19 protein-coding genes and 1 pseudogene are annotated in these 23,195 nt (G+C 70.2%); 14 read left to right on the top strand and 6 right to left on the bottom strand.

The window, feature by feature from the left end; translation table 11 throughout:
• Positions 1-68 precede the first annotated feature (68 nt).
• The 12 genes from ACFVYS_RS38240 to ACFVYS_RS38185 all read left to right on the top strand — a co-directional run bounded on the left by ACFVYS_RS38240 (position 69) and on the right by ACFVYS_RS38185 (position 12,705).
• Complete coding sequence (locus tag ACFVYS_RS38240) at positions 69-323, top strand: hypothetical protein (RefSeq protein WP_230195104.1); 255 nt, start codon at positions 69-71, stop codon at positions 321-323.
• Positions 324-387: 64 nt separating this feature from the next.
• Entirely contained in the window at positions 388-873 is a 486-nt protein-coding gene (locus ACFVYS_RS38235; protein ID WP_389509723.1) for a hypothetical protein, read from the top strand.
• 54 nt (positions 874-927) lie between these two features.
• On the top strand, positions 928-3,918 hold the full coding sequence (locus ACFVYS_RS38230; protein WP_389509721.1) for an ATP-binding protein: 2,991 nt from the start codon (positions 928-930) through the stop codon (positions 3,916-3,918).
• Positions 3,919-3,977: 59 nt separating this feature from the next.
• A complete protein-coding gene (locus tag ACFVYS_RS38225) occupies positions 3,978-4,583 on the top strand; it encodes a hypothetical protein (protein ID WP_389509719.1) in 606 nt (201 codons plus the stop codon).
• 13 nt (positions 4,584-4,596) lie between these two features.
• Positions 4,597-5,208: a hypothetical protein gene (locus ACFVYS_RS38220; protein WP_389509717.1), complete on the top strand. Its 612-nt coding sequence runs from the start codon at positions 4,597-4,599 to the stop codon at positions 5,206-5,208.
• A 19-nt stretch (positions 5,209-5,227) separates the two neighbouring features.
• Positions 5,228-7,432 (top strand): hypothetical protein, encoded by a 2,205-nt coding sequence (locus ACFVYS_RS38215; RefSeq protein WP_389509715.1) that lies wholly within the window; start codon positions 5,228-5,230, stop codon positions 7,430-7,432.
• 48 nt (positions 7,433-7,480) lie between these two features.
• A complete protein-coding gene (locus ACFVYS_RS38210; RefSeq protein WP_389509714.1) occupies positions 7,481-8,110 on the top strand; it encodes a hypothetical protein in 630 nt (209 codons plus the stop codon).
• A gap of 37 nt (positions 8,111-8,147) precedes the next feature.
• Complete coding sequence (locus ACFVYS_RS38205) at positions 8,148-8,756, top strand: hypothetical protein (RefSeq protein ID WP_389509712.1); 609 nt, start codon at positions 8,148-8,150, stop codon at positions 8,754-8,756.
• Positions 8,753-10,006 (top strand): hypothetical protein, encoded by a 1,254-nt coding sequence (locus tag ACFVYS_RS38200; protein ID WP_389509711.1) that lies wholly within the window; start codon positions 8,753-8,755, stop codon positions 10,004-10,006. Before ACFVYS_RS38205 ends, ACFVYS_RS38200 begins: the two co-directional genes overlap by 4 nt.
• A 7-nt stretch (positions 10,007-10,013) precedes the next feature.
• Positions 10,014-10,775 carry a hypothetical protein gene (locus ACFVYS_RS38195; protein WP_389509709.1) on the top strand — a complete coding sequence of 254 codons (762 nt, stop codon included), beginning with the start codon at positions 10,014-10,016 and terminating at the stop codon, positions 10,773-10,775.
• 133 nt (positions 10,776-10,908) lie between these two features.
• Positions 10,909-12,402, top strand: coding sequence for a WhiB family transcriptional regulator (locus tag ACFVYS_RS38190; protein WP_389509707.1), 1,494 nt, complete (start codon positions 10,909-10,911; stop codon positions 12,400-12,402).
• A 45-nt stretch (positions 12,403-12,447) separates the two neighbouring features.
• A complete protein-coding gene (locus ACFVYS_RS38185; RefSeq protein WP_020129155.1) occupies positions 12,448-12,705 on the top strand; it encodes a hypothetical protein in 258 nt (85 codons plus the stop codon).
• 25 nt (positions 12,706-12,730) lie between these two features.
• Here the strand turns inward: ACFVYS_RS38185 and ACFVYS_RS38180 are convergent, their stop codons facing one another.
• Positions 12,731-13,126 (bottom strand): hypothetical protein, encoded by a 396-nt coding sequence (locus ACFVYS_RS38180; RefSeq protein WP_389509705.1) that lies wholly within the window; start codon positions 13,124-13,126, stop codon positions 12,731-12,733.
• Positions 13,127-13,364: 238 nt separating this feature from the next.
• On the opposite strand from ACFVYS_RS38180, the gene ACFVYS_RS38175 reads away from it, so the two are divergent.
• Positions 13,365-16,475: a hypothetical protein gene (locus tag ACFVYS_RS38175; RefSeq protein ID WP_389509704.1), complete on the top strand. Its 3,111-nt coding sequence runs from the start codon at positions 13,365-13,367 to the stop codon at positions 16,473-16,475.
• A 115-nt stretch (positions 16,476-16,590) separates the two neighbouring features.
• Here ACFVYS_RS38175 and ACFVYS_RS38170 read toward each other — a convergent pair whose 3' ends face one another.
• The 5 genes from ACFVYS_RS38170 to ACFVYS_RS38150 all read right to left on the bottom strand — a co-directional run bounded on the left by ACFVYS_RS38170 (position 16,591) and on the right by ACFVYS_RS38150 (position 22,122).
• The gene (locus tag ACFVYS_RS38170; protein ID WP_385677504.1) at positions 16,591-17,043 is read right to left on the bottom strand and encodes a heat shock protein transcriptional repressor HspR; all 453 of its coding nucleotides are present in this window, start codon (positions 17,041-17,043) and stop codon (positions 16,591-16,593) included.
• Positions 17,044-17,048: 5 nt separating this feature from the next.
• Positions 17,049-18,224 (bottom strand): molecular chaperone DnaJ, encoded by a 1,176-nt coding sequence (gene dnaJ / locus ACFVYS_RS38165; RefSeq protein WP_327184210.1) that lies wholly within the window; start codon positions 18,222-18,224, stop codon positions 17,049-17,051.
• Positions 18,225-18,263: 39 nt separating this feature from the next.
• Entirely contained in the window at positions 18,264-18,920 is a 657-nt protein-coding gene (gene grpE / locus ACFVYS_RS38160) for a nucleotide exchange factor GrpE (RefSeq protein WP_389509701.1), read from the bottom strand.
• Entirely contained in the window at positions 18,917-20,755 is a 1,839-nt protein-coding gene (gene dnaK, locus ACFVYS_RS38155) for a molecular chaperone DnaK (RefSeq protein WP_020129150.1), read from the bottom strand. The genes grpE and dnaK overlap by 4 nt, the downstream gene beginning before the upstream one ends.
• A gap of 95 nt (positions 20,756-20,850) precedes the next feature.
• On the bottom strand, positions 20,851-22,122 hold the full coding sequence (locus ACFVYS_RS38150; RefSeq protein WP_389509699.1) for an MraY family glycosyltransferase: 1,272 nt from the start codon (positions 22,120-22,122) through the stop codon (positions 20,851-20,853).
• 330 nt (positions 22,123-22,452) lie between these two features.
• On the opposite strand from ACFVYS_RS38150, the pseudogene ACFVYS_RS38145 reads away from it, so the two are divergent.
• Positions 22,453-23,195, top strand: a pseudogene (locus ACFVYS_RS38145) (Fe-S oxidoreductase); the annotation flags it as partial.

Below are 23,195 nucleotides of genomic sequence, written 5' to 3'. Positions count from 1 at the left end.
GGACCGCGTCGCCCCCACCCCCCATACCACTACCGCCGCTCCACCACCCGAGAGGAACCACCATGTACATGGCCGAGACGACCCTGAACGACATGTTTGGGCAGATCGAGGACATCCTGCGTAACGCGGGCACCATGGTCGCCGTCATCGCCCTGCTCATCCTCGGCATCCGCATGCTCCTGTCGATGAAGCGCGGCGACGGCATGCGCGAGGCCTTCCAGGGCTTCGGCATGATCGCGCTGGCCGCCCTGATCATCGGTGGCGCCGGCGGCCTCGCCGGTGTGCTGATCGGCCTCGGCAGTCAGATCGGCGGCGGCAACTGACGGACCGCTCGGGCCCGGCCCGACGTACCGTCAGCCGCCGTTCCAAACAGGGGAGTTCGCAGACATGAGCCAGGAGGCACCGGAGCCGCTGGTCGCGTACGACCACACCGATCTGGTCAACCGCCCCAAGCGGATCTGGAACTGGGGCAACATCCCGCTGCCCGGCCTGCTGCTGCCCGCGCTGGGCGCGGCCTTCGGCTTCGGGCTGGTCTGGCTCATCACCCTGTTCACCGTGTCGGCGTTCCTGCCCTTCCTCGGCATGTCGATGTGGACGTCGGTCCTCTACTTCGGCCCGCCGTTCGGCATCTACTTCGTCTGGGGGCGCCCGCTGCCCTCGGCGCTCACCCTGAGCCAGCAGCTCGTGGTGTGGACCGACTGGTGGTTCCAGCCCAAGCGGCTGCAGGGCCTCGCCGCGGACCAGGAGCCGGAGCAACTGCACTGGCAGGTCATCCTCTTCACCCCCGGCTCGCCGCGCTGGCGGGCCCGCTACGAGGCCGCGCGCCGGGTCGCCGCCGAGCGCGGCAGCGCGTTCGCCGCCACCAGGCGCTGACCCCGCGATCACCCCACCACTGCCCGATGTCGACTACCGCAGGATGAGTCCTCCATGTTCATGATGATCCTTCTGGGCGGGGCGGCCGCCTTCTTCGTGGTCGCCATGATCATGGCCGCCTCGTCGAGCAAGAAGAACGGCCAAGGCGGCGGCAGAAACTCCTCCGCCGCGCGCTCCAAGCCGTCCGGCTCGTCGGCCGCCACCCGCCGCGAGGACCTCCGCCTCCCCTACCGCTACGCCGACGACATGATCTTCGTGCACGGCGACTCGGTGTGGACGGGCATGGTCCTGCCCAACGCCATCGACGAGTACCTGAACGCCGGCGAGCTCCAGGCGATGGCCGAGGGCCCGGCCCGGGGTCTGCTGAACCTGGCCCGCGGCGACCGCAACGTCGAGTGCCACTACCGCAAGGTCTACCAGCCGATCACCGCCATGACCTGGGCGGAGGACCTGAACGCGGTCGCCTGGGACCCCACCGAGAACTACAAGGCGTACAACCTGCGCAAGGCGGAGTACCAGGAGCGCATCGGTGCCAAGCGCGAGCGCAACATCCTGCTGGTGAAGCTGGGTTCGCTGAAGCGCACCAACGGCGGCAGCGGAGTCGTCGCCCAGGACGACGAGCCGTACGACGAGCCCGGCCTCCTCCAGGGTGTCCGCGGCGCCGCCGACCAGGCCGCCGCCACCGCGACCGGTGTCACGGACGAGTACCTCTCCCCGCACGTCCTCGCCGAGTGGACGCAGGTCGCCGTCGAGGTCCACGAGAGCCTGGAGGGCCTCAAGGGCACCCCGCTCAGCCGCGAGGAACTCGTCTGGCTGATCCGCAAGCCGCTCCACGGCGACCTGCCGGTCCCGCCGGAGCCGGTGCTCGGCTCACGCGCCTGGGGACCCAACCAGTTCGACCTGGTCGTCGACTTCTCCGGCGAGAACCGCAAGACGCACATCGTCCTGAACCAGTACGACGAGGTGACGGGCGAGCAGCAGACCAGCTACACCACCACCCTCGTGGCCGCCAACTGGCCCGCGGAGACCCGCTTCCGCCAGTCGACCGCGTGGGCGCGTTACGCCGCCCAGCACGTGGACTTCCCCGTCGAGATCGACATGCGGTTCACCCTCATCCCGTACCTGAAGTTCAAGGACCGCGCCGACAAGATCCGCGGCAACCTCGTGGACGAGATGAACGACATGGCCAACTCCGGCCGCAGCCCCGACACCAAGCTGGCCACCCAGGTGACCCGTGCCCAGGAGCTCGTCGACGACATCGACGAGCACAAGATGCCGGGCATGGAGGCGCAGATCCGCTTCACGATCTCGGCGCACGACGTGAAGGAGCTCGAGCGCCGGCGCCGGGTCCTGGAGATGCAGTTCAAGCAGGACCTGAAGGTCACCCTGCTGCGCCCGACCCGCCAGCAGTGGCGGCTGCTCCAGGCACAGCTCCCCGGCGACGCGCCCAAGCTGCCGATCGCGCCCTACCTCCGGCTCCAGGAGGTCGAGCAGCTCGGCGCCGGACTGCCCACCGCGGGCACGGAGTTGGGCGACAACCCCGAGCACCGTTCCGGCAAGCGGCTGGGCTGGGTCGGCAACCTGGTCGGCTGGGCGGGCAAGATGCCGGTCCACTACTCGTTGCACGTCGGCCCCGCCCGTAACGACGGCGGTGGCCTGGCCATCGTCGGCGCCTCCGGCGGTGGCAAGTCCTCGCTGGCCCTCCAGAAGTTCTACGAGGAGTCGGAGTCCGGCGTCCGCTGCCTGGTCATCGACCCGAAGACCGACTTCGCGCAGCTCTGCTACTACCTGGGCTTCGGCGCCCAGGTGAACGACCCGGACTTCGCGGGCGACGCGGAGACCGGCCTCCTCGGCACCCCGGCCAGCAAGTTCCACCCGGTGAACCCCGAGTTCTGGGCGGAGACGGAGGTGGTCGACCTCCTGAAGGGCCAGGCGGGCGTCCTGGACCCGTGGGTCATCGCCCGGGACGTCCCCGCGGGCCGCCTGCTCGCCGAATCCATGCTCCGGGGCTTCCTCGGCGACGAGGACTACCAGCGCGTACGTCTCCCCGTCATCGAGGGCATGGCGACCGTCATCGGCCGCTACAACTCCGCGATCCGCCAGGCGGTCGAGCAGGGCCACACGGCCCGCGACGCCGAACTCGCCGTCCCCCGGCCGACGTTGTGGCAGGTCGTGGACGAGGTCGTCGCGGCGTACGACCACGCGGTGGCCAGCGGTGACCGCGAGGCGATCAAGGACCTGAAGCTCGCGCAGATGCTCCTCACCGAGCTGCGCACCCTCCCCTACGCCCGGCTCTCCTTCGCGGAGCGCCCGCAGCCCCTGTCCAGCATGCGCAAGCGCCGTACGGTCATCACCCTGCGCGGCTTCCAGTCGCCCGCAGCCTCCGACCCGCGCAGCTGGAACCCGGCGGAACGCCTCGCGGCGACGGCCCTCATGGCGGTCGTGGAACTGGGCAGCCAGATGCTCGACGTCGGCTACGAGAAGAACCCGGTGACCGGCGAGATCGGCCTGCGCCCGAAGGCCCTCTTCGTCGACGAGGCGTACGTGGTCACGGCGACCGAGTCCGGCCGCGACCTGATGCGCCGCGCGCTGAAGCAGGGCCGCTCCTACCTGGCGGTCACCGTCCTGATCACCCAGCAGGCCATCGACCTGGTCCAGATCGAGGACTCCGAGGCCCGCAGCGGCGGCGCCAACCAGATCCACACGGTCTTCGCCTTCAAGCAGAAGTCGGCGCAGGAGGCGTCCATGGTGGCCCCGCTTTTGGGCCGCCCGGAGAACGACCCGAAGGTCATCGCCGCCCTCCAGGAACTCCGCACCGGTGTCTGCCTCCAGCGCGACGCGGACAAGCGCGTCGGCACAGTCGCCGTCGACCTGGTCTTCAAGGAGATCCTCGCCGCCACGGACACCAACGGCACCACCCGCCCGGCCCGCCAGGGCATCAACCCCCCGCTGAGCGTCTGGGACTGGACCTTCTTGCAGGAGGTCGAGGAGGACCCGGCACGGTCGGTGACACCGGCGGAGGAAACGGCGACGGCGACGGCATGACGCGCCTCACCGGTCCCACCCACACCCACACGCACGCCCACCGAGGAGTCCGTTCCACCGTGCGCCTGTCCAGAAGTCTCGCCACCGGGGCCGCGACCCTCGCCCTGCTCGCCGCGCTGAGCGGGTGCGGGTCGGACTCGGAGTCCGGCTCGGAGTCCGGCTCGGGGGCCAAGACCGGCGCGGACTCCGTCGTCGGCTCGGGTGACGGCAGCGGACAGACCGCGACCGGAGGCCTGCCCCGGGCCTCGGACACGGAGTCCATCGCGAGCTACCTGAACCGGTACACCCCCTGCGGGAGCGTGGCGACGGGCGACGAGTACGACGACGGCCACGACGGCGACGCCTGGGGCACGGACGAGTCCGAGGACCCGGCCTGGGGCATCGAGGAGCGCGCCGTGTGCACGGACGGGGCGGAGCGGCCCATCACCCTGCTCACCGTCCCCGACATGCAGAAGTTCCAGATCGCCGCCAAGGCGAGCGGCGACGAGTTCCTGGTCGGCGAGGACTTCGCGGTCGTTCCGGTCGGCGACGAGGCGATCCGGGGCCTCCAGCAATCCGCCCTCAGATTCCTGACGTGCGATGCGGACCTCGTGGTGCCGAGCGGCTTCGAGAAGGAGCCGGCCCTCGTGGACGGCTGCGTCCTGACCAACTACGTCCCCGAGTAAGGCGAGTCACACCATGCGAATCAGGCGAGCGATCACCATCGGCGCCCTCCTCCTCATGTCGGCGTCGATGACTGCGTGCGGCGGCGACAGCGACGCCGGGAACAGCGACGGCGACGGCAAGAGCGGCGCGAGCGCGGGCGCCGGCAAGGGCGACAGCAGCCAGGCCGCGGGCACAAAGCTGCCCGAGGCATCGGATATGGCGTCCGTGGCGTATTACCTCAACCAGTACGGATCCTGCCTGGATCTGACGCCGGGCGCCGAATACGACGACTCCTCCCTCGCAGACCACGATCCCGCCTGGGGCGACGAGAAGATGACCGGCGAACCCGCCTGGGGGATCAAGGAACGCGCCGTCTGCCGGGACAACTACGACGACTCCAGCACGCTGCTCCTGCTGTCGGACATGAAGAAGTTCCAGACCTCCATGCACGCCGAGAACTACGGCTCCATCCTGATCGGCAAGGACTTCGCGGTGGCGCCGGGCGGCGCCGAGACGATCGAGGACCTGAAGGCCTCCGGCCTCGTGGCCCTGTCGTGCGATCCGGAACGCCAGATCCCCAGCGGCTACAAGCAGGAGCCCGCGCAGGTGGACGGGTGCGTCCTCACGAACTACTACGCCAACTGATCCCTCCGAAGGGCTTTTCATGCTGACCCGCATCCGGCCGCGCTCCGGCCGTCCGGCACGGCCCCGGACGAGGCGCTCCCTGCGCGAGAAACTCATCAGCACCGGCGTCGCCGCGCGGGCCATGCTGTTCCTGGTGCTGGGGGTGATCGCGCTCTCGTTCTCCGCTCCGCAGCAGGCGCAGGCCCTCTTCGACACCTGTGACTGGGCGCAGCAGAGCACCAATCAGAAGGCCGACATGCCGGGCCCCGCCGCGGAGAACATCTTCCCCTCGGTGAAGCAATGGGACGGCAAGCGTGAACTCGTCGCCGGGGCGACGAAGATGGACGGCCCGGCGTCGAAGTACACACTCTACGAACTCAGCGCCATGCGCGGTCTCAACTGGGCCTCGACCCAGCAGAGCCAGCACGATGCGAAGCAGGGCGAGCGCGGCCAGGCCGCCGACGACGACGAGTGCAGCCTCCAGAACGAGATCTACAACGGCGTCGCCCAGGCCATCTTCGACCTGAGCAAGATCATGAGCCGGGCCGCGATCAGCATCAAGGAGATCTCCTCCAACCCCAGCCCGCTGGCCGCCCTCTACGACGGCACGGTCTCGGGTGACGACAGCGTCGTCGACCGCCTGAACAACGGCGTCTTCAAGCTCGCCGTGCCCACCATGATCCTGCTCACCGGCCTCTGGGTGTTCGGCAAGTGGCGCAAGGGCGACATGCGCGAGGTCTGGTCGGGCGTCGGCTGGGCCGCGTTCGTCGTGATCGCCGTGTCGGCGTTCCTCGTCAACGGGAACTACGTGGCCGTGGTCGAAACGGCCGACTCGGGAATCGCGCAGGGAAACGCCGCCCTGACCGAGGCCGTGCTGGACGGCGCGATCGACGGTGTCGACCCGCCCTGCGACCTGCCCGACAACGCACCGCAGCGCGGCATGCGCATCTCCAGCTGTGCCATGTACGACACCCTCGCATTCCGCCCCTGGGCCATCGGCCAGTTCGGCGACCCCGGCAAGGCTCGCATCGAGTACAAGGGCGACCAGAAGTGCGACTTCGGCACGGGCAAGCGCTGCACCGACCTGCGGGTCAAGCAGGTGATCGTCCAGTCGGTGACCAACATCGAGTACTACCAGCACCCGTCAGAGGTCGAGAAGGAGGAAGGAGAAGAGGGCGACATCATCAAGGCGAAGGAGAACCAGTACGGCGAGCTGCGCAACTACATCGCCAAGAACCAGGATGCCAACGTCTACGAGCAGTGGTCGGGTGACAAGCCCTCGAACCGCATCAGCATCGGCGTCTACGCCCTGGTCGCCTCGCTGATCGTCGGCCTGATGGTGATCGTCCTCAGCGCGCTGACCCTGCTGTGGCACGCGGTCACGCTCATCATGGTGATCCTGCTGCCCCTGGTCGCGATCATCTCGATCCACCCGACCCAGCAGAAGCTGCTCCGGGGCTGGTGGCAGACCTTCGTGCACAGCTTCGTCCTGCGCGCCGGGTTCGGCGTGATCCTCACGGTCCTGCTGCTCTTCTACCAGCTGATCCTGCCGCTGCAGATCCCGCTGGGCATGCAGCTGCTGATGCTCCTGCTGGTCACCATCGCCGTGATCATGCTGCTCAAGAACCTGCTGTCCGGAAAGTTCAGCCCGCAGGTCGCGGGCGCGGACGACGCTCTGGGCGTCGGGGATGCGGCCAGCGCGAGCAGCTCGAAGCTGGTCGACAAGACAGCGGGTCTCATCACCCCCAAGGACGGCACTGCCGGCCGGATCACCGGACGCGTGGCGAGCGGCGCTGCCAGGCGCTTCGACAACAAGGTCCTCGGGGGGAAACTGCAGCGGAACGGTCACCTCGAAATGAGCAAGAAGGAACAGAACAAGGCCGCGTACGAGGGCGCCCAGATGACGCACAAGAACTACCGGGACCAGTTCGAGAAGCCCAAGCCTCTCGACGAGAGTGGCGGCGACCCGAGTCGCCGCCGCAGGGGCAACCGGGTCAGCGCCACGCAGGCACCGAGCCAGAACAGCGGCACCGCGCCGGCTCCCCAGCCGCAGCCCCAGGCTCAGCCGCAACCTCAGGCTCAGCCGCAACCTCACTCGCGTCCGGCCCCTGCTCCCCAGCCACGTCCCGTCGCGCCCCAGTCTCACCCGCCGGTGCAGCAACCGTCGGTCCCCCGCCAGCCGACGCCCCCGGCGGCCCCGGCCCCGCCTCCGAGGGACCCGCGCGGCCCCAGCGGCCGCGTCTAGCCCCGCCCCGCCGCCCCCCGCCTCCCTCCCACACCAAGGAGTTATCCGATGCCCGCCCTGACCGCCGACCGCAGTCCCGGCCAACTGGTCGCGGAGCTGGAGCGGCTCATCGGCGTGGACTGGCCCACGGTGTGGGCGGGGGTTCCGGAGGACGCGGAGAAGCGGGCGAGGTGGTGCGCCGGGTTCGACTGGCGTCCGCTGTGGGCCGAGGCGGGACTGCGCGTCCGTACGGCCCTGGGCGGCCGCCTGTACCTCGCCTCCGCCACCCCCGGCGGCCCGGTGACCCGGATCGACCACACGGTGTGGTCGGCCCGGGCCCGGGACACGGACGAGAACCCCCTCGTCGCCGGCCTGGCGGAGGCCCACTGGACCGCCTGCCTGACCGCCCTGCGCGGCCTGCTGGGAAACCCCGCCTGGAACGGCACCTGGGACACACCGGACTTCCCTGAGCTGCCGGGTCCGGGGGCCTGGCCCGACGCCGGGTGGCGTACGGAGTACCAGGACCCGCACCGCGTCGCGGTGTGGCGGTTCCGGGTACCGCAGGCACCGGTGTTCGAGCTCAGGGCGACGCTCGGCGCAACGGCACGACGTGGTCCGGTACCGGCCAATGCGAGGATCGAACTCGTCTGCCATGACCCCGACCACGTGGAGTCCCGTCGGCAGGAGCGGCGCGGATGAACCGGAGCCGTGCGGAACGCGAGGAAGGTGACAAGCAATGACGAGCCTCACGATCGACCGCAGCCCCGAGCAGCTGGCCGAGGAGCTCAGGGGACTGGAGCACGTGGACTGGCCGGCCGTCTGGGCGGGCCCGCCGAACCCCGGCCAGGCACTGGACGACTGGTGCGCGCTGTTCGGCTGGAAGCCGACGTCGGCGGAGCGGGTGCTGACCGTGCGCAGTGGCACGGGCCAGGACCTCGCCCTCTTCCCCGTGCGCTCCGCCGGCTGGGCTCCGGTCAAACAGCTCAGCTGGACGAGTTGGCACATGTCCGCGGAGGAGTCGTCCGAGAACGAGGAGGTCCTCACCCGAGCCGCCGAGACATGGGCCGCCTATGTGGGGGCTGCCCGCACCGTGCTCGGTGACCCTTCCTTCGCAGGCGCCTGGGACGACCCTGCCTTCCCGGAACCGCCGCACGACCGGCACTGGCTCATGCCCAGCGACCTTCGCCTGGAGGACATGGACCCCTACCGCATGGCGATCTGGCGGGAGGAAGGGCCCGAGGGCCATCTCACCGTTCTCTCCGTCAAGCCTGGATCCGTCCGAGCACCGGGTGCGCTCCGCCGCACGTCGATCAAAGCAACCTGCTATCCGCCGGAGGCCGTGTGATCCAGGCACACATCCCGGACCGAGTCCTCGACAACGCCCGTGACCGGCAGCGGACCGTCGAGCCCGAGCTGACCGAGGCCGAGGCCAAGCGGATCGCGAGGGGGCTGCGCGAGGGCATCGACCACCTCCCGGAGAAGGAATACAGGGAGCAACTCCACCAGCGGCTGCGGGAGTTCGCGGCCGCTCAGGATGTGGACCTGCCCGCCCCCGACACCAGGTCGACCTTCTGGTCCTACCGGCTGGAGGATCACCCGCAGATCAATATGGAGCCCGGGGAAGAGCTGTACAGCATGCACATGGCGGCTGCGTACACCGAGGCACAGAACTCGATCGTGCAGGACACCCTGCGGTACCTGGAGGGCACGCCCGGTGGAGAGGCGCTGGGCCGACTCCATCTGTGGGACACGGAAGTGCAGGACGCGCTGGACCTGGACGAGAAGGCGGGTCTGGCCCTGGCCTACGAAGCCTGGGGCACCCTCTCCGAGAAGTACGCAGCGAAGACGGACAACGAGGCCCTCTTCTTCATGGCCGAGCTCAACCCGGGAACCGTCGCCTATCAGACGGAGTCCCGGCAGCTCCGCCAGGACGGCAAGCTCGACATCATCCAGTTCATGTATCCGGCGCCGGCGCAGAAGTACGCCGATCTCGCCCCGGAAACACAGGAGTTGCTGGCCTCTCAAGCCGTCCGTGCCCAGGTCCACACCTTCTCGTACGACGAGAGCGACGCGAAGTACACACCGCTGACCAAGGCGGGCCACCTGGACCTGAAGCAGCTGGCGGCGCTCCCCACCCCCGAGGCACAGCGCGCCGCCGTCCTGGAGGTGTGCGCCCGGGTGGCGACCATGGACGGCCCCGCTCGCGCGGCCGACGTGGAGAAGCTCATCGAGGAGATCAAGGTCCTGCGTCCGGACCACGAGGTCACGCTGCCCAGCGTCGAGGACCAGCAGTGGGCGGCCGGCCTCCGCAGTCCCGAATCGGGCTCACCGGCGGGACCACCACCCGTCGCCGTCAGCACCCACGGCCAGTACCTCCCCGGTGTCACCGTCAACGCCAGGACGGGCCCGGCCCCCCTCGAGTCGCTCACCCTCCCGGCAACGGGGGCAGCCGCCACCCAGGCGCACAGCTTCCTCCCCGGCGTCACCCCGCAGGCGAAGCCGGTCGTCGCCTCGAACAGGACCGACACCCCGACGGCTCCCCCGAAGGCGCCTCCGGCCCCGGAGCAGTCGAACGACACCGGAATGGGAGTATGACCGGCCCATGAGCCGCACCCCGGGCAACGCCCGCACTCCGCGCACCCCAGGCACCTCCCGTACTCCAGGCGGCCCCCGCACCCCGCGCACCACCCCGCAGCCCGCCGCCGACCGGCCGGACACACCCACCACCCCGGCATCCACCGCCCCGGCGTCCACCGCCCCGGCCCTCCCGCTCCTCCGCCGTTTCCTCCGCCAGGAGAAGAGCGACGCCTGGGCCGTCCGGCTCCTCCCCCGCGTCGTCTTCGGCGTGGCCGCGCTCTACACGGTGATCACCCTCGCCTCCCAGAGCGGCTCCAGCTTCTTCGCGGTCGTCACCGCGCTGCTCCTCGGCCTCGCGCTCTGGCTCCTCCGCCATCGCACCCAGCTGCTCCTGGCGATCGGGGTGAGCATCCTCGCCATCGCCTTCACCGGCTACTTCTCCGCGGTCGGCGACGCTGCCCGCACGAGCGAGGACGCCGGCGCCACCGTCACCGGCGCAGCCGCCTTCGGCTACTGGGCGCTAGCCGGAATGGCACTCCTCGGCGCCTGGATGGTGAAGGAGCACCCGGGCCGACGGGGCATCACCGTCGTCCTCGCGGATGTGATCCTCGTCATCGCGTCCGTCGTCGGGATGTTCCTGCCGGAAGCGGGTGTACCGCTCGGATTCCTCGGCGTGCTCGGCGTACTGGCGATGCGCGGAAGCAGCGTGAAAGCGGTTGCAGGCCGGGCCCGCCAGGCACTCGGCCGCCTGCGGACGCACAAAGCCAGTGACCCGACGGACAGTTGAGGCCCGTGTGAACGTTTCGTCTCGTCACTGTGCCAAGTCGGCACATGCTTTGCAGATGCGTTGCACGGGGTTGACCGAACGATTTAGGCTCCCCCCCGATCACGTATCACCACGGGGGACAACACACATGCCTATGGCCAGCCATACGGCGCTGCCCACGCGCCCCGCGCGCGGGCCGGTACGGGGAGCGGGGGCGGGGGCCGGGGTCCACACTCCCGACGCCGCTCTGCCCTGCCAGCGCCGACCGGACGTCTTCCAGCATCCGCTGCTGGAGGCACCCACGGACATTCCGTACACCTCGCCCGAACAGCGCCACCAGCACCTCGTGCTGCTCCGCACCGCCCGCGACCTGTGCGCTTCCTGCCCGTTGTGGGCGGAATGCCTCCAGGACGCCGTCGCCCACGCCGAGCCCTACGGCTACGCGGCCGCGACCACGCTCGACGACCGCCGCTGGATCCGCCGCGCCCTCGGCGTCGGCGACGCGAACGGCGACCTGCCCACCCACACGGTGGACGGCCCCGGCGCGGGCCCCGGCTACAGCTCCGGCGAAACGTCCCGCCGGCTGCTGCGCCTGCGCTCCCGCAGCACCGACACGGCCAGCCGGCACGACGCCGAGCACGGCCGGCCCACGCTGGAGCGAATCCTCGACGCGTTCGACGCGCGCCAGGACCAACTGGCCAGGTCACGCCGCGAGTTGCCCGCCATCCCGCGACAGTTGCACGAGCACACCAACGCACAGCAGCCGCACAGCAGCACCCACCATTCCAGACCCACCCACCCGGAAAGCAGGAGCGAGGACATGGCACCGGCCGAGTCCGGGCAGCGGATCGCCTTCTCGTACGAGGATCCCGCCCAGGCCGTACGACAGGCTCTGCTGGCCCCTCTGATCCGCTCCGCCCTGCCCACGCTCACCGGCCTGGAGCAGCTGGTCACGATGCTGGCGAGCGTGCCGGGCGGCGAGATCGCGCCGGAGATGCCGGACACCATCCGCGCCGCGCGCAAGGCCGTGGAGGCACTTGCTCCGGACGGGGGCCGAGGCTCCCGCGACTTCGCCGACGGCACCCCGGACACCGCCGGCCCGCTCCGCGCCCTCACCGGCTCGGTCTCGGTCGAACTCGCCACCACCGACCCGGTGGCGGCCCTGCGCCGTGACTTCCTGGAACCCCTGTTGCGCGAGCTGGCCTCCTCGCTCGCCAACATAGAGAAGGTGGCGACCATGCTGGCCGCGACCGGGGCCTCGGACGGCGACGAGGTCCACCTGGAGCCGATCCGCACCGCACTGCAAGGCATCAGGGCGTGCCTCCCGCATCCGGTCCCGACCGGCAGGACGTCCACCGGCACAGGGCAGACCGCAGCCCTCGTCCCCTCCGGCGCCCCCAGCATCCGGGCCGCCGTGGAGACGGCCGTGTCGACCTTCCCCGGCCCCTTCTCCGCCCGCGACGTCCTGCGCGCCCTCCCGCCCGGCGTCTACGGCGACCCCTCGAAGACGATCAGCAACGTACTGTCCGCCCTCGTCAAGTCGGGCCGCCTTCAGCGCCTCGCCCGAGGCACGTACGCTCGCACCGTCGACGTCACCGTGGACCTCGCCGTGGACGTCACCGAACAGGACGAGGCGAAGAGCGCCTGAGCCGGAACTGATCCGGAACCGAGCCGGAAGGAACCCCGACCCCCGATGACCGAACCGACGCCGCCACCCCCCGCCACGGCGGACGCCCAGGTGCACGTCTTCTCCCCCAACGCCGGCCTGATCGACGGCGTCCCGGTCACCGCCCCGCCCTACGGCGACATCCAGGACGTGGTCCTGGCGATCCTCCAGCAACGCGCCCAGCAACTCGGCGCCCCCACCCCGGCCACCATCACCGACAACCGCTACGGCGGCGCGATCCGCCTGCTGATCCACCCGGACGGCACGACGGAACAGCTGGGCTGAGCCGTCCGCGCCGCCGAGCCCGCCCTCAGGCCCGGGGTCCGGTCCCCCCGGGCGGAGGGCTGACCGCGTCGATGTCGGCGATGATCTTGCGTGTGAGGTCGATGTCCATCTCGAGGATGTCGCGGTCGAACTTCGCCGGTTCCCGCTCATAGCGGGCCCTGCCCACCTCGGAGGTGAAGGCGGATGCGGGAATGGCGTCCAGCCCCGGAGGAACGAACTTCGGAAGCTCCTCGAAGGCAGCCAGCGCGTACGCCATCGCGCCCCGGTAGGTGCGGTGCTCGGATTCGGGTGAGTTGAGCATGTCGAGCCCGGCGCGGCGAGAGACGCGGTGCGCGACCTCCGCGAACTCACCGGGATCGATGATCTGGGACGGCTGTGTACCGCCGAAGGCGGGCGGCGGGGGTGGGATTTCGTCCGCCATCAAAAAAGTGAAATTCCGGTTCCGGCCGCATTCACTGCAGGCGCCCTCGTAGACGGCGACGATGTCGTCACCACGCTGCTCCAGACGGTGCCGGCGATCGAAGTCGGGGCTCCCGCACTGGCATGGATGCAAGTCCATGTACAGGTGCGCTTCCAACGAGGAACGGGCTCTCAACATGACATGATCCTAGAGCTGTTGTGCGATTTGAACAGGTACCGGGCCCGGGGAGGGGCATCACATGGACAGCTGGGCCAATCCCCGGACGGCGATGGGCACACTGCCGCAGTACCCACACGCGCACCAGGATGAACTCGTGTCGGCCGCAAGGCGCGGCATGGCCTCGGTGGCCGCCGCCGTCCTCGGAGACGGCCTGGACTCCCTCGATGCGGATCGCACCAAGGAGGGACGTCAGTTCTTCGTACTGCGGGACAGCCAGGGGGAGTCCGCGACGGTCTGGGTGGACGCCGTTCCCCTGGTGACAGGGACGATCGCCGACACGGCGACGAACACGACATCGCAGAACTACGTGGTCCGTGTCTCCGACCGTCTTCCGACCGAGATGCTGGGCCGGGTGCTCGCCCACGAACTCGGTGAACTCATGGCGGTGCGCGAACGCGCCGCCGAGGGTCTGGCTCCGGTGCGGGAAGACCTTCTGCGTGAAGGAGCCCAACTCCCGGCGGATCAGGAGCTGTCCGCAGCGGACAGAGGCCGCATAGGTGAGCTCAACTGGCTCGCCACGCGTAGCGCGGATCCCGGTCTCTCCCCTCAGCAGCAGATGGAAGCGCGCGCGGAGTTCTCGGCCCTGCTTGATCCGTACGGCATCCGGCCGACCGCCGCCCTGAGCGACGAGGAAGCGTTCCGCCCCCAGGAGAGGGCGGCACGCGTGCGACACCGGGTGTCGGCCGATTTCCTCTCCGTCGGCTCCCGGCGCTTGGTCAGCGCCCTCGCCCACCCCATAGAGAACCTCTCCCCCGCCGACGCCACCGCCCTGCAGGCCTCCCGCGACGCCGCGCTGCGCGCAGAACGCCAGGTCGAGGCGTTCATCGGGCGGCGGGACGTCACCATGCCCATGCCCGGCTACGACCAGAACGGGCTGCCGCTCCCGCGCGACGAGCTGGAACCCGCTGCCGAGCGGTGGGCGGAGTACCGCGCGCAGGTCAGCGAGCGCACCGTCCAGACGTTGGCGGGGCAGCTCGCCGAAGGACAGTTCCCGCTGCGCAAGGTCGTGATCGGCGGCGGCGCGAGTCTCACCGGGCGGGACCCGGAGGCGCTGCTCGTGGACGGGGCGGGCCGTTGGCACCTCGACCCCGGGAACGGGATCGTGCAGTCGGCGGACCAGGACCGCGACCTCGCCCGGTGGATGGGCGTCGACCCGTACTCGGCGGTCGAAGACCCCCGGCACCGGGTGTCCATCCACGCGGTACGGGTCTGGGAGGACCAGCTCGCCACCCAGGGCGACGTGGTGAACGGCCACGCCCGGCTGCGCCTCGGCCGGGACGGTGAACTCCTCGCCGAAGTGCGGGCGTTGGGCGAGGACGGCAAGGAGAGCGGGACCCCGCTGTGGGTGGCCTGCGACGGGACGCCGAGCGTCGCGACCGGCCTCACGCCCGATGCCGTACCGGGAATGCCCCGCGGCCGGGGCGGGGTGGAGAGCCGGAGCGAGGCCGTACGGCTGATCAGTGAACGACTGCGGGAACTGGAGGGACAGGGGACAGCCCTCGCGGGCGAGATGCGCGCCTGGCTGACCCAGGCCGAACGGGGCGGCGCGGACGCCCGGACCGTGCTCGACGCCCTGGAGTCGTCCTCGCTGAAGGACGCCCTCGCGGCCGGCCTGGACAGCGCCGCCGCCACCCGCATGGACAACTGCTTCACCGCCCTCGCGTCGACCCAGAAGTGGGAGGCGGCGCGCGAGGCCGCCGAGGGCCGGGCGCTGCTGGGCGACGAGGTCGCCGAGAACCGCTTCGACCCGCACGCCGCCCAGCACTGGATCATCGCGGGGTCCGGCGGCACGGGGGTCGCCAACGCCGAGATCATCCTGCGGGAGAACCCCGACGCCCGCGTCACGATCGTCGGCTCGTCGCCGCCGGCCGCGCTCCAGCACCAGGTCCAGTACCCGGAGATGCTCGCCCGGTACGGCACGGGCGAGAACCCGCGTTTGACGATCGGCCGGGCGGAGGTGGGCGCGATCGAGACCTACCGGCACGAGAGCGGAGAGACCTGGTTCCAGGCCGACTACCTGGACGAGAGCACCGGGGAGCGGAAGACGGCCAGGGCCGACGGCTATGTCAGCAGCCTCGGCCGCACCAACCCCCTGCCGCCCGCCCTGCAGGTCCTCGCCGCCGAGGTGCGCGACCGGGGTGGGGAGATCTCCGGGGACCTGCTGTTCGACAAGGACGACCAGTACATCGGCTACGGGCTCACCTTCGCCGTGGACGGCAGGGAACACCGCGTCGACGTGGACGGTGCGGCCTCCTGGCAGCTGCCGCGCGAGATCTTCGCCCCGGAGACTGGAATCCAGGTTGAGTTGAACGGCATGGGCCTTCGCGGTCTGCCGTCCGAGACCGGCAACGCCGCCCCCGGCTTCTCTCCGATCGCCCGCCAGAGCGCCCTGCGCGCACGCGCCGTCGCCGCGGCGGCGGCAGGCGACACCGAAGCGGTACGACGGACCTCGACGATCCCGGAGCGCTGGCGCCGCCCGGACCTGAACCAGGGGCCGACTCCCCCGGCCGCCGGCCCCCAGCCCCCCGCCCTCCCCCAGGAGAAGTCCGAGCCCACAGCGCACCGGCACCCGACCACGGAACAGGACCAGGGCACGGACCGGAACCCGAGCACGGAACGTGACCGCGACACGGACCGGAACCCGAGCACGGAACGTGACCGCGACACGGACCGTGACCCGAACACGGACCGGAACCCGAGCACAGAACGGGACCACAGCCCGGACCGGGAACCAAGCACGGAACTGGACCAAGACGCGGACCCGGCCCCGAAGCCCGTCACCACCCCCGCACCAGCCGCAGCACCAACTCCGGCACCGGCACCGCGACCGACTCCGGCCCAGCCCTCAACCCCCGCGCCGGCCCAGCCCTCAACCCCGACGCCGGCCCAGAACTCGTCACCGACCCCTGCCCAGCCCCAAACCGCAGCCCCAGCCCCAGCCCCGGCTCCCTCCCCGACCCCAGCACCCTCTCCCGCCCCGGGCGTCTCCGGTTCGCATCTCTGGCAGATGGGTGTGCCCCAGGGTGGCGCCAACCGACCGCCCGCCCAGCAGCCTCAGCAGACGCAGCAGACGCAGCAACAGCCGCCGGGCCCTGAGCGACCCGAGCCGGGTGTCGGCATCGACGGCTGACGGCCGTACGAGGACGGGGCGGCCGCAGATGGCCGAGGAGCGCCCGTAGAACACGAAGGAAGGGGCCCGGAGACGAATCTCCGGGCCCCTTCCTTCGTCCACGTGCCGCCAGGTGTCAGTCCGTCGGCTGCTGCCGCTTGGGCCGCCAGACCACCAACGCGCTGGTCTGCTGCACCTCCTGGTACGGCACCAGGTCCCGCCGGTAGGAGGCGTGCACCGCCGCCTCCCGCTGCTGCATCGCCGTGGCCGCGCCGTCCAGCGCGGCTTCCAGCTCCGCGGCCCTGGCCTGGAGCGCGGCCACCTGGTTCTCCAGCTCGATGATCCGCTTGATGCCGGCCAGGTTGATGCCCTCGTCCTGGGACAGGGCCTGCACCGTGCGCAGCAGCTCGATGTCGCGGGCCGAGTAGCGGCGCCCCCGGCCGGCGGTGCGGTCGGGGGAGACGAGACCCAGGCGGTCGTACTGGCGTAGCGTCTGCGGATGCAGGCCCGAGAGCTGGGCCGCCACCGAAATGACGTAGACCGGGGTCTCCTGGGTCAGTTCATACGGGTTACGCCGACGGCCGTCCATCACTCTCATGCTCCCTTCGCGGCCTCGAACAGCTCCGCCCGCGGGTCCTCGCCCGCGGTCGCCTCGCGATACGCCTCCAGCGCTTCACGAGCCTTCCCCGACAGGTCCTTCGGAACACTCACCTCTACGGTGACCAACAGGTCGCCGCGGGTGCCGTCCTTGCGGACCGCGCCCTTGCCCCGCGCCCGCATGGTGCGGCCGTTGGGCGTGCCGGGCGGAAGCTTCAAGGTCAGGGACGGCCCGCCGAGCGTCGGCACCTTGATCTCACCACCGAGTGCCGCCTCGGTGAACGTCACCGGCACGGTCACCGTGAGGTTGTCCTCCTTGCGGCCGAACACCGGGTGGGCGCCGACATGGACGACGACGTACAGGTCGCCCGCCGGGCCGCCACGCTCGCCCGGGGCGCCCTTGCCGCGCAGCCGGATGCGCTGACCGTCCGTCACCCCGGCGGGGATGCGGACCTGCATGGTCCTGGACGACTTCGCACGGCCGCTGCCCTTGCAGTCCAGGCAGGGATGCTCGGCGATCAGGCCGCGCCCCTTGCAGTCCGGGCAGGGGTCGGTCAGGGAGAAGCCGCCGCCCGAACCCCGCGCCACCTGGCCGGTGCCGACACAGGTCGGGCACACGCGCGGGGTGCCGTTCTTGTCGCCCGTCCCCGAACACGCCTTGCAGGGGGCCTGCGAGGACATGCGCAGCGGGACCGTGGCGCCCTCGATCGCCTCCGTGAAGGTCAGGGTGACCTCGGTGTCGATGTCCTGGCCGCGTCGGGGCTGGGTACGGGTCGTGCCGGGGCCGCCGCGGTTGAACAGGCCGCCGAACACGTCCCCGATGCCGCCGCCGAAGCCGCCCTGGGCACCGCCGCCCTGGGCACCGCCGCCGAAGAGGTCGCCCAGGTCGAAGTTGAAGTTGCCGCCGGCACCGGGACCGGGACGGAAGCCGCCGTTGCCGAAGAGGGCGCGTGCCTCGTCGTACTCCTTGCGCTTCTTGGGGTCACCGAGGATGTCGTTCGCCTCGGAAATCTCCTTGAAGCGCTCCTCCGCCTTGACGTTGCCCTTGTTGGCGTCCGGGTGGAACTCGCGGGCGAGCTTCCGGTACGCCTTCTTGATCTCGGCCTCGGTGGCGTCCTTGGGGACGCCGAGGACCTTGTAGAAGTCCTTCTCGACGAAGTCTTTGGTGCTCATCCTCGACGTCCCTCCTCCCCTTCACTCATCCGATCGAGCTCAGCCCTCGTCCGGGCCACCGCTCTCCTTGTCGTCGGCCGCCTCGGCCTCGTCGCCCTTGGCCGCCGATGCACCGGGCTGCGGTTCGGCGACGGCCACCCGCGCGGGGCGGATGGTGCGCTCGCCGATCCGATACCCGGGCTGAAGGATCGCCACGCACGTCGTCTCGGTGACGTCGGGCGCGTAGCTGTGCATCAGGGCTTCGTGGATCGTCGGGTCGAAGGGCTCGCCCTCCTTGCCGAACTGCTGGAGGCCCATCTTGGCCGCGACGGTCTCCAGCGATTCGCCCACGGACTTGAAGCCGCCGACGAACTCGCCGTGCTCCCGCGCGCGGCCGATGTCGTCGAGGACGGGCAGGAGCTCGGTCAGGAGGTTCGCGATGGCGATCTCCTTGACCGCGATCCGGTCGCGCTCGACCCGGCGGCGGTAGTTCTGGTACTCGGCCTGGAGGCGCTGGAGGTCGGCGGTGCGCTCGCCCAGAGCGGTGCGCACCTGGTCCAGCTGGGCCACCAGACCGGCTGTCTGGTTCGTGTCCCCGGCCGGGGCCTCCCCCGCCGCCGAAGCGGAGGGGGAAGCGGCCTTCGGCTCGGCGTCTTCAGGGGTGGCGCCGGAGGGGACGTCGGGCTTCTCCTCGAAGCCCGGGGTCTCCTCCGTCACGCGGCACCGTCCTTGCGCTCGTCGTCCACGATCTCGGCGTCCACGACGTCGTCGTCCGCCTTCGGGGCGTCGGCCTTGGGAGCGTCGGCGCCCTGACCGGCCTGGGCGTCGGCGTACATGGCCTGGCCGACCTTCTGCGAGACCGCGGCGACCTTCTCGGTGGCCGTGCGGATCTCGGCGGTGTCCTCGCCCTTGAGCGCGGCCTTCAGCTCCTCGACGGCGGCCTCGACCTCGGTCTTGACCTCGGCCGGAACCTTGTCCTCGTTGTCCTTGAGGAACTTCTCCGTCTGGTAGACGAGCTGCTCGCCCTGGTTGCGGGACTCGGCGGCCTCGCGACGGCGGTGGTCCTCGTCCGCGTACTGCTCGGCCTCCTGGCGCATGCGGTCGACCTCGTCCTTCGGCAGCGAAGAGCCGCCGGTGACGGTCATCTTCTGCTCCTTGCCGGTGCCGAGGTCCTTGGCCGTGACGTGCATGATGCCGTTGGCGTCGATGTCGAAGGCGACCTCGATCTGCGGGACGCCACGCGGCGCCGGCGGCAGACCGGTCAGCTCGAACATGCCGAGCTTCTTGTTGTAGGCCGCGATCTCGCGCTCGCCCTGGTAGACCTGGATCTGCACCGACGGCTGGTTGTCCTCGGCCGTCGTGAAGATCTCCGAACGCTTCGTCGGGATCGTCGTGTTGCGCTCGATCAGCTTGGTCATGATGCCGCCCTTGGTCTCGATACCGAGGGACAGCGGGGTCACGTCGAGGAGCAGGACGTCCTTGACCTCACCCTTGAGGACACCGGCCTGGAGCGCGGCGCCGATGGCGACGACCTCGTCCGGGTTCACGCCCTTGTTGGCGTCCTGACCGCCGGTCAGCTCGCGGACGAGCTCGGCGACGGCGGGCATCCGGGTCGAACCGCCGACGAGAACGACGTGGTCGATCTCGGAGAGGTTGATGCCGGCGTCCTTGATGACGTTGTGGAACGGCGTCTTGCAGCGCTCCAGCAGGTCGGCCGTCAGCTGCTGGAACTGGGCGCGCGTGAGCTTCTCGTCCAGGTGCAGCGGGCCCTCGGCGGACGCCGTGATGTAGGGCAGGTTGATCGAGGTCTCGGTGGACGAGGACAGCTCGATCTTCGCCTTCTCGGCGGCCTCGCGCAGACGCTGGAGCGCCATCTTGTCCTTGGCGAGGTCCACGCCGTGGCCGGCCTTGAACTGCTGCACCAGGTAGTCGACGACACGCTGGTCCCAGTCGTCACCACCGAGGTGGTTGTCACCGTTGGTGGCCTTCACCTCGACGACGCCGTCACCGATCTCCAGGAGGGACACGTCGAACGTGCCGCCACCGAGGTCGAAGACGAGGATCGTCTGGTCGTCCTTGTCGAGGCCGTACGCGAGCGCGGCCGCGGTGGGCTCGTTGACGATACGAAGGACGTTGAGACCGGCGATCTCACCGGCTTCCTTCGTCGCCTGACGCTCGGAGTCGTTGAAGTACGCCGGGACGGTGATGACCGCGTCGGCCACCTTCTCGCCCAGGTAGGCCTCCGCGTCGCGCTTCAGCTTCTGCAGGATGAACGCGCTCATCTGCTGCGGGTTGAAGTTCTTCCCGTCGAGCTCGATCGTCCAGTCCGTGCCCATGTGACGCTTCACGGAGCGGATGGTCCGGTCCACGTTCGTGACTGCCTGGCGCTTTGCCACCTCGCCGACGAGCACTTCACCGTTCTTGGCGAAGGCGACGACGGACGGCGTGGTCCTGGCACCCTCGGCGTTGGTGATGACGGTGGGCTCGCCGCCCTCCAGAACGCTGACGACGGAGTTGGTTGTGCCCAGGTCGATGCCGACCGCACGTGCCATGGTGATCTTCCTCCAGCTGACTTGAGTGGAACGGACTCAAGTGTGCACGAGGCTCACCTCTCGGTCAACAGACCTGAGTCGTACCCACTCAACTCTTATCCGTTCCTTACGCGCAAGGACGCGTTGACCTGCGGCGATACGGATCGACCGGTTCGCCGCACACCGGGATCCGGGTGGTGCGCCTGGTCCTCGGATTGACGCCGGGGCGCGTACACCGACGCCGAACCCGTCCCGGGACGCCGCTCGGGACGCCGCTCGGGACGGGGCACGGAACGACCCGCGAGCCGCGCCTCCCGAAGAGCGCCGCCGACACCACCGACGGCACCACCCGCACCCCGGGCGACGCCCGCGGCACGGGCACGCCGAGCCCGCCGGTCGCGTCGGCCACGCGCGCGTGGGGGCCCGTACACCGCGACCCGCAGCATCCCGAGCACGACGACGAGTGCCCCGCCGGCCACCCACAGCACCGCCCGCGCGTCGGCCCATCCGGCGTGCACCAGCGCCCCGACGAGCACCGCGGCGAAGGCGGCCGCACCGAGCAGGACGGTCACCCCCTGCGCGGTGAGCCCCAACCGCCGCAGCCGGTGGGCGAGATGGTCGGACGCGCCACGCAGCAACGGCCGTCGGGCCAGCCGCCGGGACAGCACGACCAGGACGACGTCGGTCACGGCGACCGCGGTGAGCGCGACCAGCACCCCCGCGCCGGCGACCGGATCGTGCCCCGCGCGGGCGATCACGGCGGCCGCGGCGAGGAGGAACCCCGCGAAGAGCGATCCGCACGCCCCGAGGGCGACACGCGCGGGAGGCCAGTTGTGCATCAGGAACCCGGTCAGCGCGGCGGCGAACACGCTCAGCAGTACCGCCAGCCCGTCCATCACCTCGACGGCGGCACAGGCGGCCACCCCGAAGGCGGTGACGACCCCGACGGTTCCGGCCACTCCGTCGGCGTGGTCCAGCGACCGGAAGGCGAGGGCGACGAAGGTGATCCAGCCGACACCGGCCACTCCGGCGACCACCCCGGTGTCGCCGTACGGCACCACGAAGGCGGCCGCGACCGCCGTACCGACCACCAGGAACCGTGCGTTGAGCCGCCACACGTCCGCGACCAGCCCGAGCGCGGCGACGACGCCCCCGGCGGCGAGCAGCACCTCGATGCCGTCACCGAGCGGGGCGATGCCCGTCCAGTCCCCGGCGACCGCGACGAGGCAGGTGGCGAGCACCACGGCGGCACCCCCGAACAGAGGCACCCGCCGCTGCCGCTGCCGCCGGTCGAGCAACCCCAGGCGCAGGGCGGGTACGCGCAGCAGCGCGGCGAGGACGGCGGCGAGGAACAGGGCGGTGATGGCGGCGACGATCCCGTAGAGCACGGATATAAATTAGTCACATATGTACCAATTTGGTACGAATAACACGGCCGATTCGCCACCCGATCCCAACCGGACCCCAGCAAGATCCCATCCGGATCCCCATCGGGATCCCCGTCGGATCCCCGTCGGATCTCCATCGGGATCCCCGCCGGATCCCAACCGGAACCCGACACTCCACCCGCCCGAAGCCGACCCGATCCTGAGGCAACCCTCAGCGACTGAGATCACTCCGCATCCCGCTACAGTGCGACGGAGAATACGGGGTAGTCTCAAACGGACTGCATAAGTTACCGCTTAGTAATTTCCCTCGCAGGCCCGAGGAGCCCCCAAATGCAACTCGCCGCGATCATCGTGTCGCTGCTTCTGACCGTGGTCGGCGTCGCCCTGATCGCACGTGCCATCGGCCAGTTCGTCCGGTACTTCAAGCTGGGCCAGCCGCTCCCCGCCGGAACCCGGAAAGACAACCCCTACGCGCGCAGCGTGACGCTGGCACGGGAGTTTCTCGGCCACACGCGGATGAACCGCTGGGGCATCGTGGGCTTCGCCCACTGGTTCGTGGCGATCGGCTTCCTGACGCTGCCGCCGACCCTCGCCCAGGCCTTCGGCCAGCTCTTCGAGGCCGACTGGGTGCTGCCGATCATCGGCGACTTCCTGCCCTTCGAGCTCTACATCGAGTTCATCGGTGTGATGACGATCCTGGGCATCGTCGTCCTGATGGCGATCCGCCTGCTGAACCTGCCCTCCCGCGCGGGCCGCAAGTCCCGCTTCGCCGGCTCCAAGTCCGGCCAGGCCTACTTCGTCGAGTACGTCATCCTCACCATCGGCCTCGCCATCTACGTGCTGCGCGGCCTGGAGGGTGCGCTGCACCACGTGGAGCACTACGAGGCCGGCTACTTCGCCTCGTACCCGCTCGTCCTGGCCTTCAAGGGACTGGGCGTCACCACGCTCCAGAACCTGGTCTACCTCGTCGCGATGATCAAGATCGGGACGTCGTTCATCTGGATGATCGTGGTCTCGCTGAACACCAACATGGGTGTGGCCTGGCACCGTTTCCTGGCGTTCCCGAACATCTG

This window comes from Streptomyces sp. NPDC058295, assembly GCF_042880655.1.
In the GTDB taxonomy this organism is placed as follows: domain Bacteria; phylum Actinomycetota; class Actinomycetes; order Streptomycetales; family Streptomycetaceae; genus Streptomyces; species Streptomyces coriariae.
Note: the sequence above shows the minus strand (reverse complement) of the source record. Positions and strands in the feature narration are given on the sequence as shown.

Bases quoted from the DNA above. Each gene is read 5' to 3' on its own strand.
- ACFVYS_RS38240 (WP_230195104.1), top strand. From the start codon at position 69: ATGGCCGAGACGACCCTGAACGACATGTTTGGGCAGATCGAGGACATC.
- ACFVYS_RS38170 (WP_385677504.1), bottom strand. From the start codon at position 17,043: ATGGACGGCCGTCGGCGTAACCCGTATGAACTGACCCAGGAGACCCCG.
- ACFVYS_RS38235 (WP_389509723.1), top strand. From the start codon at position 388: ATGAGCCAGGAGGCACCGGAGCCGCTGGTCGCGTACGACCACACCGAT.
- ACFVYS_RS38230 (WP_389509721.1), top strand. From the start codon at position 928: ATGTTCATGATGATCCTTCTGGGCGGGGCGGCCGCCTTCTTCGTGGTC.
- ACFVYS_RS38215 (WP_389509715.1), top strand. From the start codon at position 5,228: ATGCTGACCCGCATCCGGCCGCGCTCCGGCCGTCCGGCACGGCCCCGG.
- ACFVYS_RS38185 (WP_020129155.1), top strand. From the start codon at position 12,448: ATGACCGAACCGACGCCGCCACCCCCCGCCACGGCGGACGCCCAGGTG.
- ACFVYS_RS38180 (WP_389509705.1), bottom strand. From the start codon at position 13,126: ATGGCGGACGAAATCCCACCCCCGCCGCCCGCCTTCGGCGGTACACAG.
- ACFVYS_RS38175 (WP_389509704.1), top strand. From the start codon at position 13,365: ATGGACAGCTGGGCCAATCCCCGGACGGCGATGGGCACACTGCCGCAG.
- ACFVYS_RS38220 (WP_389509717.1), top strand. From the start codon at position 4,597: ATGCGAATCAGGCGAGCGATCACCATCGGCGCCCTCCTCCTCATGTCG.
- dnaK (WP_020129150.1), bottom strand. From the start codon at position 20,755: ATGGCACGTGCGGTCGGCATCGACCTGGGCACAACCAACTCCGTCGTC.
- ACFVYS_RS38210 (WP_389509714.1), top strand. From the start codon at position 7,481: ATGCCCGCCCTGACCGCCGACCGCAGTCCCGGCCAACTGGTCGCGGAG.
- dnaJ (WP_327184210.1), bottom strand. From the start codon at position 18,224: ATGAGCACCAAAGACTTCGTCGAGAAGGACTTCTACAAGGTCCTCGGC.
- ACFVYS_RS38190 (WP_389509707.1), top strand. From the start codon at position 10,909: ATGGCCAGCCATACGGCGCTGCCCACGCGCCCCGCGCGCGGGCCGGTA.
- ACFVYS_RS38205 (WP_389509712.1), top strand. From the start codon at position 8,148: ATGACGAGCCTCACGATCGACCGCAGCCCCGAGCAGCTGGCCGAGGAG.
- ACFVYS_RS38195 (WP_389509709.1), top strand. From the start codon at position 10,014: ATGAGCCGCACCCCGGGCAACGCCCGCACTCCGCGCACCCCAGGCACC.